This window comes from Shewanella sp. SM68 (genome assembly GCF_025653925.1).
In the GTDB taxonomy this organism is placed as follows: Bacteria; Pseudomonadota; Gammaproteobacteria; order Enterobacterales; family Shewanellaceae; genus Shewanella; species Shewanella oncorhynchi.
Genome location: NZ_JAKKRU010000014.1, coordinates 12847 through 29427 on the forward strand (window position 1 = coordinate 12847; position 16581 = coordinate 29427).

At 47.0% G+C, this 16581-nt stretch carries 10 protein-coding genes; 1 reads left to right on the forward strand and 9 read right to left on the reverse strand.

The features are described 5' to 3' along the window. Positions 1–27: 27 nt before the first annotated feature. The 9 genes from L5M40_RS19045 to L5M40_RS19085 all read right to left on the reverse strand — a co-directional run bounded on the left by L5M40_RS19045 (position 28) and on the right by L5M40_RS19085 (position 15616). Positions 28–8475, reverse strand: a complete 8448-nt coding sequence (locus L5M40_RS19045) for an Ig-like domain-containing protein (protein WP_263257083.1) — start codon at positions 8473–8475, stop codon at positions 28–30. After that, positions 8472–9332, reverse strand: coding sequence for a sulfotransferase family protein (locus L5M40_RS19050; protein ID WP_168826979.1), 861 nt, complete (start codon positions 9330–9332; stop codon positions 8472–8474). The genes L5M40_RS19045 and L5M40_RS19050 overlap by 4 nt, the downstream gene beginning before the upstream one ends. A gap of 69 nt (positions 9333–9401) precedes the next feature. Then, positions 9402–9938 (reverse strand): phage tail protein, encoded by a 537-nt coding sequence (locus L5M40_RS19055; protein WP_113941567.1) that lies wholly within the window; start codon positions 9936–9938, stop codon positions 9402–9404. Positions 9939–9949: 11 nt separating this feature from the next. Then, complete coding sequence (locus L5M40_RS19060) at positions 9950–10480, reverse strand: phage tail protein (RefSeq protein ID WP_263175858.1); 531 nt, start codon at positions 10478–10480, stop codon at positions 9950–9952. A gap of 12 nt (positions 10481–10492) precedes the next feature. Then, positions 10493–11014, reverse strand: coding sequence for a phage tail protein (locus tag L5M40_RS19065; RefSeq protein ID WP_131525226.1), 522 nt, complete (start codon positions 11012–11014; stop codon positions 10493–10495). 84 nt (positions 11015–11098) lie between these two features. After that, a complete protein-coding gene (locus tag L5M40_RS19070) occupies positions 11099–11590 on the reverse strand; it encodes a GNAT family N-acetyltransferase (protein ID WP_181800906.1) in 492 nt (163 codons plus the stop codon). 276 nt (positions 11591–11866) lie between these two features. Beyond that, on the reverse strand, positions 11867–13006 hold the full coding sequence (locus tag L5M40_RS19075; RefSeq protein WP_263175860.1) for a sulfotransferase family protein: 1140 nt from the start codon (positions 13004–13006) through the stop codon (positions 11867–11869). Further along, on the reverse strand, positions 13006–15051 hold the full coding sequence (locus tag L5M40_RS19080) for a phytanoyl-CoA dioxygenase family protein (protein ID WP_263175861.1): 2046 nt from the start codon (positions 15049–15051) through the stop codon (positions 13006–13008). The genes L5M40_RS19075 and L5M40_RS19080 overlap by 1 nt, the downstream gene beginning before the upstream one ends. Further along, entirely contained in the window at positions 15029–15616 is a 588-nt protein-coding gene (locus L5M40_RS19085) for an aspartyl/asparaginyl beta-hydroxylase domain-containing protein (RefSeq protein ID WP_173242591.1), read from the reverse strand. The genes L5M40_RS19080 and L5M40_RS19085 overlap by 23 nt, the downstream gene beginning before the upstream one ends. 160 nt (positions 15617–15776) lie before the next feature. Between L5M40_RS19085 and yrfG the strand changes: the two genes are divergently transcribed. Beyond that, entirely contained in the window at positions 15777–16439 is a 663-nt protein-coding gene (gene yrfG, locus L5M40_RS19090; protein ID WP_263175862.1) for a GMP/IMP nucleotidase, read from the forward strand. Positions 16440–16581 lie beyond the last annotated feature (142 nt).

Consider the following 16581-nt stretch of genomic DNA (forward strand, 5'->3'; position numbering starts at 1 on the left):
CGAATGCCCCTTTTGATATGCTAACGCTTAAAATTGATATCGTAGATTGAGCTGGTAACTGAGGAAATCATTAGGCTCGATATCCACATATTGATATCCCAAACCTACAGACCATGACTCACTAAATTGATAGCTAAAACGCACGCCCGCATACCAATCTGTACCATCAAGCTCTGTAGTTAAACGGCTATTGCCCATAGTGCTACTGATATCCGCTTGCCACCTAAACAATCCGATGGGTACTTCAAACCGCCAAGCTTCATGTTGGAGTAAAGTGAAACGTAATCCCAGCATGACACCATCGGCCAGTACTGGCGTTACGGCTTTGACCTGCTCATGATATTGCTCAGGGGTGAGACTTGCGCCCTCAATCCTCGCAGTCCCATTACCAAAGTCGGCATAGCCTAATTCGGTGGCAACAAAGGGAGTCCATTGATAACCGATACTCACACCCAAAGCAGTATCTTTATCATCAACCGATGTTACAAAGCCTGTCCCCGCTTGTGGCTGTAGAGCTCGCCTGCTGTTATCAACCTGAGCTTGCCCGACAAATCCCTCGACATACCAGTTATCAGCCGCATTTGCTTGATTAACGGAGCCTGCGAGCAACACAGCGCCCAAGACTAATTTATGTAATTCCTTACGGCGAATTAACCCCATTGTAAGAATCAAACCTAATGCCCATAAGGACATACTGCCTCCACCCGACTTGTTATCTATCACCACATCTTGGTATGCCTTAACTGTGATTAACGCTTGCCCAGTTGCTTCGCCGCCCAATCCATCACTAATCTGATAACTCACAGTATCTACTCCATCAAATCCAGTTTTAGGGATATAACGTAGTTTATTAGACTCAACAGAAACCGTTCCTTGCTGCGCGGTTGCGCTGACTAAGGTTAAAACGTTGCCATCGGGATCGCTGTCATTACTCAACACATCGAGTAACAAGCTCGTTCTGTCATCTATGGCAGCACTATCGTTCACTGTCTTAGGTGCTGTATTGCCATTAACAATCACAGTCAACTCACTACTCGCAGTACCACCTTTACCATCGGTAATGCTATACACCAGCACATCTGTACCGATGAAATCGGTTGCTGGCGTGTAACTTAACTGCTGATTAGCCAAGATAACTACAGTTCCGAACTCGCTGGTGACTTGTGTTACCGTCAAAGCATCACCATCGCTATCCGTATCATTGGCGAGCACATCGACATCGAGACTCTGATTCCAAGGTAAAGATGCCGTATCTGGGTTCGCCACAGGTAAATGGTTACCATTGAGTATCACTGACACACCACTTGGGTCGACAATGGTTCGGTTAGCGACGCCATCGTCATCGTTTGGCCCGCCATCTTCTATGGTTAACTGCACACACCAATGGCCTTCAGTTAATCCTGAAGTCCAACGATTATCTCCAGGAGGAGGGCAGAAACCACGCTCACCTTCACTACTCGCGACACTATTACGTGCATCAATCACAAAATCCTTCCAACCATTTTGGGCTTGATACTTACGATATACCGCATTGGCAGGAACTGGCGAACGTTGTGGTATCACCAGACTGTAACTCTGCCCTTGTTGCGGTAGTCCTGTAGCAATGAAGTCAAAAATCCCCCCCACATTGGCCGCGATACTGTCTTCAGGAACCAGATTAGGTAATAGTTGAATACCACTTTGCTCTTGCATCAGTGCAATATTACCTAAGCGTAAGCACACGCCCGCTTGCCCCTCTGCCAGAAAGTACACAGGCTGCAACTCACCTTCAGGCATCACGTTACAATCATTGATTGCATCCAAGTAATCTGGAATGCCATCGCGGTCTGTATCGGTAAATCCCTCTTGGTTATCAGGGATCAAATCACCGTCGGTATCAGTCCCCGTCAGAGGTGGCAAAGATGGGCGCACAACAATATAAACTTTCTCCGTGGTAGACAGCGCGGGTAAGCCGCTATCCGTCACAGTCAGGCTCACAGGATAAATGCCAGGCAAGACCTCTGTCGGCAAGAAGAACATCCCCGCATCATCGGACTGCAAGTTCAGCGCGCCACTCGACCATACAGATGTCAAAGTATCGTTCATGTTGGCATCGCTAATCTGCGCATGAATATGAACCTCGCCACCATTTTGTGCCACGATCAACTGACGTTCACCCGCTTGAGTCACCTCAAGAGTCACACTCGGGGCAATGTTAGCCTCAGTGATCGACACTTGTGTTTGCTTCTTACTGCCTAAATTCAAACTTGGATCTAGGCTGATCAACACATCTTCTTCAGCCTCAACTTCCCCATCCTCTATGGTTCTAAAGTGAATATGGGCCAATGTACCTGAAGTAATCTCCACTACCGCATCGACTAAGTCATGATCATTGCTGTCCGCGGAACCTGCAACCGTATAAGGAACTGATATTGGATACTCAGGCGCTACACCGTTTAAGTGAATACTAACAACAACCTCATTACCCTCACCCACGACTTGATCTTTACTCAAGGAAATTAATGGATGCACTTTTACTTTCTGAGCCTTAGTCGCTTTATTGCCATCACGATCTACGGCTTGCCAGTAAGCAAGATAACTACCAGGGGCAAAGAATAAACGCTTATCGACCAAAGAAACGGGCAGTGGATGACCATTACGATCGACGGCCTTCGCAAACCCTAGATCCACTCGAGTGAACAAGCCTGTTGCATTAACTTCAACATCACTAGGTACAGTAATAACAGGTAAATTGTCAGCCTCCCCACCTTCTACCAGTAAGTTGACTTTTGCACTTGCGCGCCCTTTCTGACCGTCACTAATGGTATAACGAAGTGCGACCGGACCAACATAAGCTGCAGGGGCAGTAAATATGAGTCCATCAGCAGTAATCTGCACACTACCTATGTCTGCCGCCGCGCCATCGATAGTCAAAGTATCACCGTCCACATCAACATCATTCTCTAGCGCAGCTAGTGTGTATTTATCATCCGCGGTGCTGGCTAGAGTGTAATTATCATCGACAGCTTGTGGGTCATCATTCACTGGCGTGACATTAATGGTGATAGTTGCAGGCTCAGAACTCAGTTCAGCATCCTTAGCAATAAAGCTTATCTGATCTGCACCGTTGAAATCTTTCTCCGGTGTGTATAACCACACAGTTCCATGCTGCTCCAAAGTGCCCGATTCAGGTTGGCTCACCACTTCATAGGTAAGAGGATCACTATCTGCATCCTCCCCAGTAAGCGTGATCATCACAGAGCTATCTTCCTCTAAGGTCACACTTGCACTCGTCGCAACAGGCGCATCGTTAACGTTAGTCACTGTAATGCTAAAGGACTGCTCAGCCGTTAAGCCATCCGTATCCGTCACACGTAAGGTGACCGGGTGACTGCCCACATCAGCATTGCCAGGCGTGCCGCTGAGTAAACCCGTCGCCGCGTTGAAACTCAACCAGCTCGGTATCGTCACCGCACTCAATGTCAGTACGTCGTCCACATCGACATCTGTAGCGGCAAAGGTATAGCTGTAAACAGCCTCTTGCACAGCGGCCGTAGTTGCTGTTGAAGTGATGGTAGGTGCGTCGTTGCTATTAGTGACTGTAATACTAAACGATTGATCTGCTGTTAATCCGTCAGCGTCCGTCACTCGCAGTAACACAGCATGACTGCCCACATCCGCATTGCTCGGCGTACCACTGAGTAAACCCGTCACCGAGTTGAAACTCAACCAGCTCGGTTTGGTCACTACACTGAGGGTTAACACAGCACCCACATCTAAGTCTGTAGCTATCACTGTGTAACTGTAAGCTATATCTTGAGTTGCTGTAGTGATGGCTGGAGAGCTAATCACAGGTGCATCGTTGACGTTGGTCACAATAACCATGAAGGATTGGTCAGCCGTTAAGCCATCTGCGTCTGTCACCCTCAGCGTCACTGGGTGAGAACCCACATCAGCATTAGTAGGCGTGCCGCTTAATACACCAGTCGCGACGTTAAAGCTTAGCCAGCTAGGCTTAGTTATCGCGCTTAACGTAAGTACATCGCCCACATCAGTATCCGCAGCCGTAAAGATGTAGCTATACGCTGCATCTTGGGTCGCTGCAGTCATAGCCATAGAACTAATCGTCGGTGCATCGTTGACGTTCGTCACAGTTAAATTAAACGCTGGTAGACTCGCGGATAAAGCGCCATCAGAAACGCTGATAACAATTCCGTTAGTCACACCAACATCTTGATTTAATGGAATACCAGACAACATACCTGTCGCGGTATTAAACGTTGCCCACGTAGGTTTATTACTAATACTAAAGCTAAGTGTATCTCCCACAGAGTCAGACGCTGTTGGCGTAAACTGGTACGAAGCATCCTGATTCACTATTAATATCGGCGAACCACTAATAGTCGGTGCACCATTTGGCGTCACAGAGTTACTCGCACTTGAAGCATTACCACTTCCCACAGTATTCGCCGCAGTAACACTAAATGTATAGGCCGTACCATTTGAAAGCCCTGTAACTGTAATTGGAGATCCTGCTCCCGAACCCGTAAAACCACCGGGGCTAGATGTCACTGTATAAGCTGTAATTGATGAACCGCCATTAAATATCGGTGCAGTGAAGCTAACAACCGCTTGGCTATCCCCAGCGATTGCGGCTCCTATGGTTGGCGCTCCAGCCACGACAGCATTTACCGCAAAGGTTCTGCTCACCTGTGTTGCTGGTAAATAGCTACTATTACCTGCTTGATCTGCATTAATAGTACAGCTACCGGCCGTCACAAAGGTCAGTGCACCACCGGAGGTAATAGTACAAACGCCCGTAGTGGATGAAGTAAAGACAGGTGTTAAGCCTGAATCAGCTGTAGCCGTTAATGTTGGCGTAGTACCAAAGTTCTGTGCACTTGGGGCAGCAAAAGTGATGGTTTGGATTGCTGCCGGAGTAATCGAGTTGGATGCGGCCGATGCAGAGCCAGTACCCGCCACATTATCGGCAGTTACAGTAAAGGTGTACGCTTGGCCATTGGTTAAACCGGTCACCACAATCGGAGATGAACCACCGTGTACTGGAACGACATCCGCCGGGTTTACCGTCACGGTATAACCGGTAATCGCCGAGCCACCAATATTCACTGGGGCAACAAATGCAACACTGGCCTGGGTATCACCGGCGATTGCAGTCCCTATGGTTGGTGCGCCGGGAACTACGGGGCTAACGCTGAAAGACTGGCTCACCTGCGGTGCAGCCAGGAAAGACAAATCGCCCGCCTGATCCGCATTGACCGTACAGGTTCCTGTCGTTATAAAGGTCAACACACCGCCACTGGTAATAGTACAAACACTGGTGGTAGATGAGGTGAAAGTGACAACATAACCACCACCTGCCGATGAGCTTGCGGTCAGCGTTGGCGAAGTACCAAAGTTCCGTGTTCCTGGATTAGCAAAGGTAATCGTCTGTGGTGATGCCGGAATGATCGAGTTGGAAGCTGCCGATGCTGCACCCGTCCCTGCTGAGTTGGTCGCGGTTACCGTAAAAGTATAGGCCACTCCGTTCATCAGCCCAGTTACTGTAATTGGCGAACTTGAACCCGTACCGGTTGCACCACCTGGATTAGCGGTGACGGTGTAACCGCTGGCAATAATCGCAGCCCCACCCGTACTGGCTGGTGCAGTAAATGTCACCGTTGCTTCAGTATCACCTACAGTGGCAGTGCCGATGGTTGGTGCATCAGGAACTATCGCATTCACGGTGAAAGTTTGGGTAACCGTAGTGGCCGCATTCCAAGCCGTATTGCCTGCCTGATCTGCATCGATAGTACAAGAACCCGCCGTCACAAAGGTCAGGGCGCCGCCGCTGGTGATGGTACAAACACCGGTAGTGGATGAACTGAAGGTTGGGGTCAAGCTGGATGTTGCTGTCGCACTGAGCGTTGGTGTGGTACCAAAGTTTTGCGCTCCAGGATTACCGAAGGTGATGGTTTGAGCACCTTTGGGAGTTACTGAGTTGGAAGCACCGGAGGCCGTACTGGTGCCTATGCCATTAGTCGCGGTAACGGTAAAAGTGTAAGCCGAGCCATTGCTAAGACCAGTAACTGTAGCAGTACAAGCTGCGGGCCCAGCACAGGTGCCAAATGCACCACCGGGGTTAGCCGTAGCGGTGTAAGTAGTAATTGCTGAACCGCCATTATTGCCGGGGGCACTAAAGGTTACTGATGCTTGGCCATCGCCTGCGGTGGCTGTGCCTATGGTTGGTGCAGCAGGCGCAGTTGGAATAGCAACTGTGTGGGTTGCACCACTGCTATAAGCCGCAATACCCGCATTACCTGCGTCGTCAGCAATATTGGTTGAACCATTTAAATTCAACTTGAAGACGCCGTTGCCACTAATGCCGTTGATATTGATATTAACGCTGGTACCCGACGCTGCCGACACGCTGGCAATATTTCCCGTAGCGGTTCCTGAAGTTGTCGCCAAGGTAAAGTCATCGGTTGATATGTTGCTTACTGACTCACTGAAACTGGCAACAAATGCCATGCTCGAATCAGTTGAAGCAGGAGTACCGCTGAGCGCAATACCGCTCAGGGTCGGAGCAATATTATCAATCGTCGCACCAGTAGTATCTGCTGCGGTTGTGGCATTGCCGGCGTTATCGGTTGCACTGAAGGAGATATTGCGGTTGGTGTTATCAATCGCACCAGCGACTATGGTGTAGGTTGCAGTCCAGGTTCCCGAACTATTGGTTGCGGCCACTGCAGCACCACCACCAAATTGTGTGAAGTTGACGGTAGCTGAACTAATCGTATCGGTATTGTTATCACCACCAGCCGTGTTGTTCCAGGTCGCCGTAACCGTATTGCCAATTTTGTAGGCACCGCTGGTTCCAGTTGCGCCGGAAATACTGATGCGTCCATCTGTCACAGTAGGCGCGATGCTATCGACGGTAGCATTGGTGCTATCCGCTGTAGTATCGCTGCCACCTGCATTCGTAGCAGTGACACTCACATTGCGCGCCGTATTATCGATGGCACCTGCGGTGATTGTGTAGCTTGCAGTCCAGGTATTACTGCTATTGCTTGCAACAACAGCAGCACCACCGCCGAATTGTGAAAAATCAACCGTTACACCGGTAACACCAGAATTATTATCGCCACTTGCAGTATTATTCCAAGTAGCGGTAACTGTATCGCCAATCTTGTAAGCACCACTGGTGCCAGTTGCGCCGGAAATGCTGATTCGGGCATCGCTGACTGTAGGTGGTGGTGGAGTATCTATTGCATTCGCGACGGTGAAACCATAAAACTCAAAGAACTCGGGGCCATCCGTTGAAGAATTACAAGCACTGGCACAATCAAAAAACAATTTAAAGCCTTTTAGCTTAACGCCCGAAAAAGACGCCAATTGTCCTGGTGCAAAGGTAAAGGTCTCTTTAACTCCGCTTCCGTTAACAGTCGAGGAGGTAACAGTTCCGCCATTCTGCAAGTAACCAACAATACGCAGATTAGTAAATTGAGCTGTATAGGCAGGATCAGCAGCCTCGCCTCCCGTTAATCCAGTTAACTCAAATGCAGTGGTATTGGTACCATCTGCGCGCAAATAAAAATAATGGTTAGTGCTAGTCTCACCACCATGCATGTAAGCAAAATTGCCAATGCTACTAGCTAGATTTTGAGTGACGCCATCACCACCCTTAGCGGTTAATCTGAAATGAGTTGTGCTGAGCTGTGCAGTTGCCTGCCCACTCCAACCTACAAAACCATAAGTGCCATTTACAATTGGCGCTAACACCCCTGAAAAATCCCTTAATGCTTTTTCAGAAAACGCCAAAGTAGATTCAATATTTCCGCGGGTAACTTCTAAATCCCAGTCGCCTTGTAATTCGGCATTGCCGGTTAAATTATTGGAGGCGGCAATATCCAAACCTGTGTTATTGCTGATGATATCCAGCAACTCTTCACCGCTGTCATTCGCGGCCAGATCGCAACCGTAAAATAATAAATCGCCACCTTCACGCACCGCGCCTTTTAACGCGGCAAATGCCAACACTTCACGCTGGATTGTCTCCGGAGTAATACGTGAATTACCGAGCAAAATAGCGCCCGCTTGTGCGTGGGAGACCACATGAATAGCAGCGAGATTTTTGTGTCCATCAAGTACATTAATTAATTGCGCTAATCCAGCGATAGAAGAATCTAACTCTACCAATTGAACACTAGGTTTAAGGGCGCGGCGCAATACCGATTTATCAGCTTCAGCCACTGCACCATCAACAATCACCAGCTCACGCACCGGATGTGCACTCTGGATATCCAATTGATCGCCAGATAAATCAATTAGATCCTGTGGTAGAGAGGTGTCTGAACGCAATAATAGATCGGTCGATGCACTTATCGATGAACTCAAATAGGATCGCTGATAACTCGGCGCTGCAATAGCACCAGCACCATAGAGTCCAAATGGTAATAACAGCGAGGAAAGCCCACTAAGCAGTGCGTGTCTCATGATAAGTGATTCCCTTCATTTTTTGCGTTAGGTGCTACAGGTTTTTTACTTGCAATAATATTGGCTGCAGTGCCAGTACTATCCAGCCAGAAGTCCATTTCTTGATACTTCATAAATAAGTCAGGCGGTAAAATACTGCGCCTACTTTTGTATTCCACTTTCCGCTTAACGCTATGCAAACCTTTGACCCCAAGATTGTGGTCAAACTCATTTTCAGCATAGTCGACATTATTAAAATCGTGCTCAAATTGTGGTTCGCCAATAAAACGATAGATTAACTCCAGCGTGCGTGCCGGATGCTGGGTAAGCAGATCATAATCCACTAATAGCAAGCGATCAGAAAACTCGCCGTAATAGGCTTCCTTGAGTGCCGTCCATGCACTTCCAACCGCACCACCAGCATTGATTAATGACTCGCAGCGGCTATACACCGTCTGGCGCGAGGCCGCATTGAACATACGGCTGTAATCAAAAGGGTTTTTACGGTAAATCACTTCAAAACTATCCATAATCCAAGCCGGATTGCGCACACAACAAATCACTTTAAAATCATCAACCAACTCTACCAATTGATGTAGACGGGCAGTCCAGTGACGGTTGGTGTCGAAAATAACCGGATGATTTTTATCTTGATAATAAGCATCAATTAATGCCCGACAAATGACCTTACGTTTATGTTCATCGAAAAATGAATAGGACTCACTACCAGCCCCCATTTGTTCGAGGGCACCATTCACAAGCCCCGCTACAGGGCTACTGATAGCCGCATGAAAGCGTGGATTTTGCCGAAGTATACCTGCGAGCAGCGTCGAGCCAGCACGCGGTAAACCTGAAATAAAATGTAATTTGTTTGGCATTAATGTGACTTACTAATTAAAAATATTTATTAAAAACTTCCCGACAAACATGCCGGGATCATTCATCAATTAATTGCGTGCCGGAAATACACCATAAAGGGCAATACAATAATTCAATGCGATAAATGGCTGACGGTTTTCATGGGGTAGACCACCACCATTTAGACCTAAAGTCTGTGGTGCCATAGTGGTATTTAATGTACCTGGTGCTGCCTGCATATAGTTGACTATGCCACCACCACGTCCATCCTTCGCAAGATAGGTATTCGCTGCCGGAGAAGGCAAAGTCCCCTGATTATTCAAACCGGTCAGCGTGTGGTTGTGTGCTGGCATTTCAGTGGAGATCAGCGTCACCCCATTTTCACCAAACTGTTCGCCCCAATCCCAGGTTCTCAGCCCGGGGCCCTGACCTACACCAACTACGGTCTGCCCCTGCAAATTAGGCAATTGGAATGTGGTTGTACCATTGCCACCATAAGTAATTCCGATAATTGAAAACAACGCGGTATTACTTGCGATTGACAATATTTGGCCATTACACAGCGCCCAATTGTGGGGAGCGAAGCTGAATGGCAACAAACGGATTTCACCTATAAATGGATCCATAATTTCGCTCCTTAATTACGCGATGGGAAAATGCCTTCAATACATATGATGTAATTTATCGCTGTAGTAGGCATGATGTTATTGTGTGGTTGTGTTCCCCCTGAGGCTTGCACACTGAGTGCATTCATAACTTGGGGATCGGCACCGCTAGATGGCAAAGGAGCATAAATATTATCGGTATTACTATGGGCAAAGACATTACCCATAGGGCTAGGTGATGTGGAGGGACTTGCAGTACTCGCCGACAAACTATGGCTGTGTGAAGGTATTTGCGGCGTTAATAAGGTAACGGATTCAACACCAAACTGCTGGCCAATAACACGGGGAGTCAGACCAAGGCCATTACCCTGCCCAACTGGAAGGCGACCGCGCAAATCCGGCAATTGAAATGTTGTTACCCCATCACCACCATAAGTAGTTCCGATAATTGCGAAAAGAGTGCTTTGCTCGCTAATACTTAATAGCTGACCAGCGCACAACATCCAACCTCTAGGTGCAAAACTACCCGCAAAAAGACGGATATCACCGATATAAGGATCCATAGTGATTCTCCTCTAGTTACGTGAAGGGTAAATGCCTTGAGTGGCAATGCAATAATTCATTACCAGTGAAGGCTGACAATTTTCATGGGCTTGATTGCCGCCGGTACTGGATACAGTTGCAGGGTCCAACGCTTGTAAACTTGCAGCGGACCCATACAAATTGACCTCACCTGCTGCATTTTTGGCGGCGGCAATATTATTGCCTGCAAGCAACGTGGTATCGCCCGCCGTAGAACTGGCCATCACAAGGTGATTGTGTACTGGCAGGTTGTTAGGTACTAGGGTTACATTTTCAACACCCGCCTTACTGCCCTGAGGCAAACCTGCACTAACATTAGGGTGAACTGGTACGCGACCACGTAAATCCGGCAACGCAAAAGTATTGATACCGTCGCCACCGTAGGTCGTACCCAAGAGTGAAAAAAGCGCTTGGTTGGTGTTGATTGGCAATAATTGCCCTGCACACAAAGTCCAATACTTAGGTGCCCAGTTGTATGGGAGAAGCTTAATTTCTCCGAGAAAAAAATCAGACATCCATGAATCCTTAATAAAAATAAACCTATCTATACATCATCTGTTTGATTACACACGCTTTCCTCTTCCCTCAAACAACACTACCTATGGTGATGGCCACGATAGCCACTCTTGGGTAGGTGATATTTCAAAAGGTAAGAAACCCAAGCGAAGATATAACTGTTTCGCACGCATATTTTGTCGATCAACACTCAGACTCACACTCGCCTCTTTTGCTTGGGCATAGGCTTTTACCGAGTCCAAAATGACTGAACCATAACCATAGCCACGAAATTGCGGTGCGATGACAAAATCGACGATATGGACACCGTTAGCAGAGGGATTAAGTATGATTTTGCCAATAGAAATTGATTGATATTCAATGATTAGAGTCACCGCTTGAGGGTATTGGGCAGCGTAACTCGCTTGCTGTAAGCGGTATTGTTGTTGCACTAACAGCTCTCGTTGCTGTGGGGGAAGCGGTAATAGAGACAATTCCGTCCTTGCAGAACAAAATAGTGCAAATACAAAAGCATCGTCATTTTTATACGCATAACGCAATGAATAGGCTTTAGGTAATACGATGTCTTCTACCATCAAATACATTCCCTGTAATAAGTAACTCTAACAGCGCTTTATAGTTCTTTAATTCGTCGTGGCAGCTCGGGGTTAACGGGCAAAACTCAACAAATCGAATGACAGGTTTAAAGAGTGACTCAGGGAAATGCGTTCGCAGAATAAAAAAGGCTAACGACTTGGAAGTACATGGTTGCATTTTCCATCCCTAGAATAAAAACGTTAACTTGCTGATATTTTTTAATATAGATAGTTGGCTAAAGCTAGTTCACATCACACAAAAATACAAGATTTATGTTAACCTTTAGTTTCAAAAAGGTGAAGATTAGACCAGTTACAATAACGGTGGATCTGTTCTTTTTGCTTAGCCGAAAAAAAACTTTGTTTAGATTGTGAATCTGCTACAAAGGGCTGCGTGGCTGTTTTAGAGTGTATTAACTGACATTGTTCGACTTGGCTGCACTCTTCTTTAGAGAGAGCCAACGAAAACCAGTTTGCGATTTTATTCGCTATCGCGGGTAACAACTCCTGATAATCCACGACCATCACTTGGTTACGCTGACTCATCTCTAACCCATAACCCAATAACAAGCGCAATACCTTACATTGATAATCCAGTATCGACTCCCCCTCCTCTGGTACTGATAATTCACGGAATAAAGGTCGAGACGGTTGTCGCACCATATGATATCCAGCAGACTTTTGCTGTGAGGCTAAGATCTCGACGGGGTCCCTAAGTAGCAATAACACGGGAACTTGAGGATAAAGTGATAGGATCAATGGCCAAAACTGCAAATCCCACGCATTCCATTTAATCAACAAATGCTGTTCAGGATGAAACAACTGACCTTGGGTATTAATGCAAAATATTAAAGCTGCGCGTCTTTCAGTGTCTGATAGGTTCCTATCCAATAGCACTTGAGTCAGCAAAGGCGATTCAGATAACGCCCTGCATTTAGATAACCCCGCAAAACTGCGCGACACTAAGGTAGATCCACAGCGAGAGAGGTGAAATATAAATCCGGCAGGCTGCACTTGTTCTACTAGCCCAGAAAGATTTGGCGCAGGTAACAGAGCAGTTTGGGGTTTGATCAAGGCGGACAATAACTGACCCCGCACGGCAGAAATATGCTCCGAGTAGAAAGGATGAATCGGTTTTTCTGCGGCGGACATCCACTCTAATACTCTGCGTTTAGGGTCATAGTCTGCTGGCGCCCAAAACTGGCAGAAGAGTGAATAATCCGGCTCTATCCTTTGTCGATTACCAGTATGCAAGATGGCCAGTAACGTATCATCGCCACAGTCTGGTAAGTACCAAAAAAGCCGCAAATATTGGCAAAAGTTGGTGAGAGTCATAACCTTGCCAAGCTCCCTCAGGGCGGCTGGATTATGAACTAACAACCAATAGCGTTGCTGTTGTTCTTTAAAATCAACCATTAGGAAGCCATAGGGTAAAAGTTAATGTATTGCACCATACGCGGTAACGTCCCACGATTAGGACTGGCGCCGTGGGGCAAGGCATGGTGCCAAATGATTAAATCGCCCGCTTTAGCCGCTATAGGTTTTACTTGCCAGCGATGCCAATCCTGTTGCTGAAGCTCAATATCAGGCTTGTTCTGTTCGAGAAGCCACTCCTCTATCTTGAGATGAAATCTGGGGACACAACAGAATGCGCCTTGTTCGGCACTGGTATCGGTTAAATAAATTAACCCTTGAGTCGCAAACTTAACGGGTAGCTGTAGCGGCATATCCCAGTGCATATCCGGACCGGGGAAATGCCAAGTTGGCGTTTCAGGTGGATTAAAACTGACTCTATCGGTTGTCATAACTAAATCAGTTCGCTGCCACAACCGTTCAAACACTTGACGGATTTTGGAGACTTGTCGATTCGCATCTAGTTGCGGATGGCGAAACAGTTGTAGCATGATTTTCTGCATAAACTCATGAGGTTGATACCAAGTGGTGGGATCTTGTTCATTGGCTCCTAACTGCTGCCAAATAAAATCTCGAGTTGCGGCGCATTGCTCTGCCGTGAGTACTTGCGGGATCACTAAGTAGCCTTCACTTTGCCAAAAATTGAGTTGTGACTCACTGAGTACTGCCGCCGGATTTGAGTCTTCAACCTCCGCTGAATTGAAGTCTTCGACTTCTGGTACAGTGACCGATGGCGTTAATCCATGGAAAATAGCGCCTAATTGCTGATTAATCCCTGCAATATCCGCGGCTGTCAGCTTGGCGATTTGCTGAATGTAAGCAACAAAAGCTGACTGATGATCGTTTTGATATAAAGCTCTTAGACCCGGCTCTAGCCCTATTCCACAAAGATCCAGCAAGGTTTTATCTAAGTGCCATTCATTAGCCAGTTCAGTGAATGGCACTCCCCGTTTGCGTAGCTGTATCTTTTGCCAAAGCCGCTGCAAATGATAAATGCCTAAGCAGCTCAGATCGTCACTCGACACCAGCACTGGTTTTTGCTCTATAACATCAAACACAAAATCGGGATGAGTACCCTGCTCATATCGAAAAGCAAGGCATGAGAGTGGCTTAAGCCAATGTTCACGTCGATATCGAGGTAACGTGAGTTGAGATTGGTATTCGCTCAGCGTGGAATTACCATAGACTTGAACGGAAGTCGTGAACTTAAGCGTTACCGCACTCGGGGTGAAATCGGGGAGCAGTAAAGTACCAGCCAAGAAGCTACGGTCTCCACTGGCAAGTAAGCGCGCAGTTTGCAGGTTGAGTGCAAACAAAGGTCCTAAATAATGCGTCTCCACAAAATCCTGCACAGTACGACACTCAAGCCAAGCGTCTAACTCAATATTTTGCGGGATGAGCACACCATCATCTGCAAGATACGCCTGTAAATGGGTAAAAATTTGCACTTGCGGCTCCTGTTGCAACAAGTGCTTCATGGTTTCGGAAAGAATCACATCAAACTTTACGACTGTATTTGGCTGCCAAAGCGTGGCGTCCGCACAGGCACTCTCCACCACACGATCAGCCAAATCAAAGTGTTCAATAAGCTTGGTGACTTTATCTAACGAGGCTTGATGAATGTCGAGCAAGGTCACTTGAATTTGACTCGCAGAAAATAACGGCAGCAGAGGTAATAATAACCAAGCAAAAGGCCCAGTCCCCGCATATAAGATGTTCACAATCTGCCCGGGATGAGCCTTTAGACGATCTTGTATTGCTTGATAAATCCCTTGTATAAAGACTCGACCCCGTTCGGGATCTTCGGCACACTGCGCCGCGGTAGTGAATGACACCGCCTTACCAAAAGGCGTATGGCTCGCCTCAGTATCCAAAAAAGACTCGGGGTGTAACTCCACTGCCGCTATTTGGCACAACTGCTTCAGCATGGGATCAATGAGCCGTTTAGACTCCCCTGCTGAGGTTGACAGCAGTAGCGAATTAGCAAACTGAGTTAATACAGCTACATCCAAACTATGCCCTAATTCAAGCTCTGATCTTTGCAGCATCGATTAACTCCCTTAACCAAGTATTGACCTCGCAATCAATCACTAAATTGATCCGCGCATCCTGCCCTTTATTTTCAACCCAATGGACTTGGTCGGCATTGATATACCAAAGCTCTCCGGCCTGCATGGGTACACGTTTATCGTCCACGTAAAAGTTGAGTTGCTCATTCGTTTGCAGTGGCAAATGCAGTCTTGCCTCGCCTTGTTCTAGGCAGAGTCCTTGATCTCTATGGGGTTTGATTTCTGCCCCCGCATGTAAGCGCATCAAACGCACGGATTTCACTGGGCAGGCTAAAGATTGTAGAAAATGGCATAACGCAGGGCTCGATTCGAGTTGAGGCAAATCTTGCCAGTGCTGACCGGTAGAAATTGAGAAGGCTTGCAAGATAGGATGAGCACCGCGATACTCTGCTGCACAGCGTAAGACGAGAACATCCCAACCACCCATATAATCACGCTGATTTACATGGGGTAACCAGTCTTGTTGCAGCAAAGCATTCAACTCTTGCTGTAAACTAAGGGGGTTTGAAACTTGAGCTAATAGGGCAAAAGAACAGATATCCATATCCAACCGCTTAATTTTCAGACTAAAAATAATTAATCATCCAAGACTAGCACAAAGATTTAAGCATACAAGTGACTCGAATCATCGTCATCACTGAGTATTACGCAGTGCAACAATCAATGCTAAGCGTGATTCAGTTTTGCAAAAATAGGAAATACCCATGTTTAACTGGAAGACTATCGATACGGTTCTGCTCGATATGGATGGCACCCTATTGGATTTGCACTTCGACAATCATTTTTGGCTGAATTTAGTACCGCAGGAATTGAGTCGCCAACAAGGTTTGAGCCACAACGAAGCGCAGCAATTAGTTGTGAACGCCTATGAGAAAGTCGTAGGCACGCTCGATTGGTACTGTCTCGATTATTGGCAGGAGCAACTGCAGCTCGACATTATGGGCTTGCACCGCACTTTAGTGGATCGTATTCAACTGCGCCAAGACAGCATGCCATTTTTAACGGCCTTGGCCTCTGCGGGTAAACGGCGCATCTTAGTGACCAATGCGCATCCCAAGAGTCTTGCCTTAAAGCTTGAACATACCGAGCTGGCAGCAGGGCTCGATGACATGATTTCTAGCCACGAGACAGGTTACCCTAAGGAACACCCACAATTTTGGCAGACCTTGTTTAAGCAATTCAACCTTGAACCAAGTCGCTGTCTCTTTATCGACGATAGCGAACCCATACTCAAGGCCGCAAAACTTGCCGGTGTGGGTCATCAATTAGGGATTGCTAACCCAGACAGTAAAAAACCAATCAAAGTCTTTCAAGATTTCCCCGCGATTACCGACTATCACTCACTACTGACTGATCTAACGCGATAAAAAGGCTATAAAAAAGGCACCTAAGGTGCCTTCGTTTCTATTCATCGTATTGTTTTATGATCGGACATTTAATCGCAACTCTCGCATTACGCCCTTCACATCTGAGCACTCACATTAAGTTTAAGTGCTCATCTAAAACAGC

Coding starts and splice junctions, on each gene's coding strand:
- L5M40_RS19045 (WP_263257083.1), bottom strand. CDS start 8,475: ATGAGACACGCACTGCTTAGTGGGCTTTCCTCGCTGTTATTACCATTT.
- L5M40_RS19050 (WP_168826979.1), bottom strand. CDS start 9,332: ATGCCAAACAAATTACATTTTATTTCAGGTTTACCGCGTGCTGGCTCG.
- L5M40_RS19055 (WP_113941567.1), bottom strand. CDS start 9,938: ATGGATCCATTTATAGGTGAAATCCGTTTGTTGCCATTCAGCTTCGCT.
- L5M40_RS19060 (WP_263175858.1), bottom strand. CDS start 10,480: ATGGATCCTTATATCGGTGATATCCGTCTTTTTGCGGGTAGTTTTGCA.
- L5M40_RS19065 (WP_131525226.1), bottom strand. CDS start 11,014: ATGTCTGATTTTTTTCTCGGAGAAATTAAGCTTCTCCCATACAACTGG.
- L5M40_RS19070 (WP_181800906.1), bottom strand. CDS start 11,590: ATGGTAGAAGACATCGTATTACCTAAAGCCTATTCATTGCGTTATGCG.
- L5M40_RS19075 (WP_263175860.1), bottom strand. CDS start 13,006: ATGGTTGATTTTAAAGAACAACAGCAACGCTATTGGTTGTTAGTTCAT.
- L5M40_RS19080 (WP_263175861.1), bottom strand. CDS start 15,051: ATGCTGCAAAGATCAGAGCTTGAATTAGGGCATAGTTTGGATGTAGCT.
- L5M40_RS19085 (WP_173242591.1), bottom strand. CDS start 15,616: ATGGATATCTGTTCTTTTGCCCTATTAGCTCAAGTTTCAAACCCCCTT.
- yrfG (WP_263175862.1), top strand. CDS start 15,777: ATGTTTAACTGGAAGACTATCGATACGGTTCTGCTCGATATGGATGGC.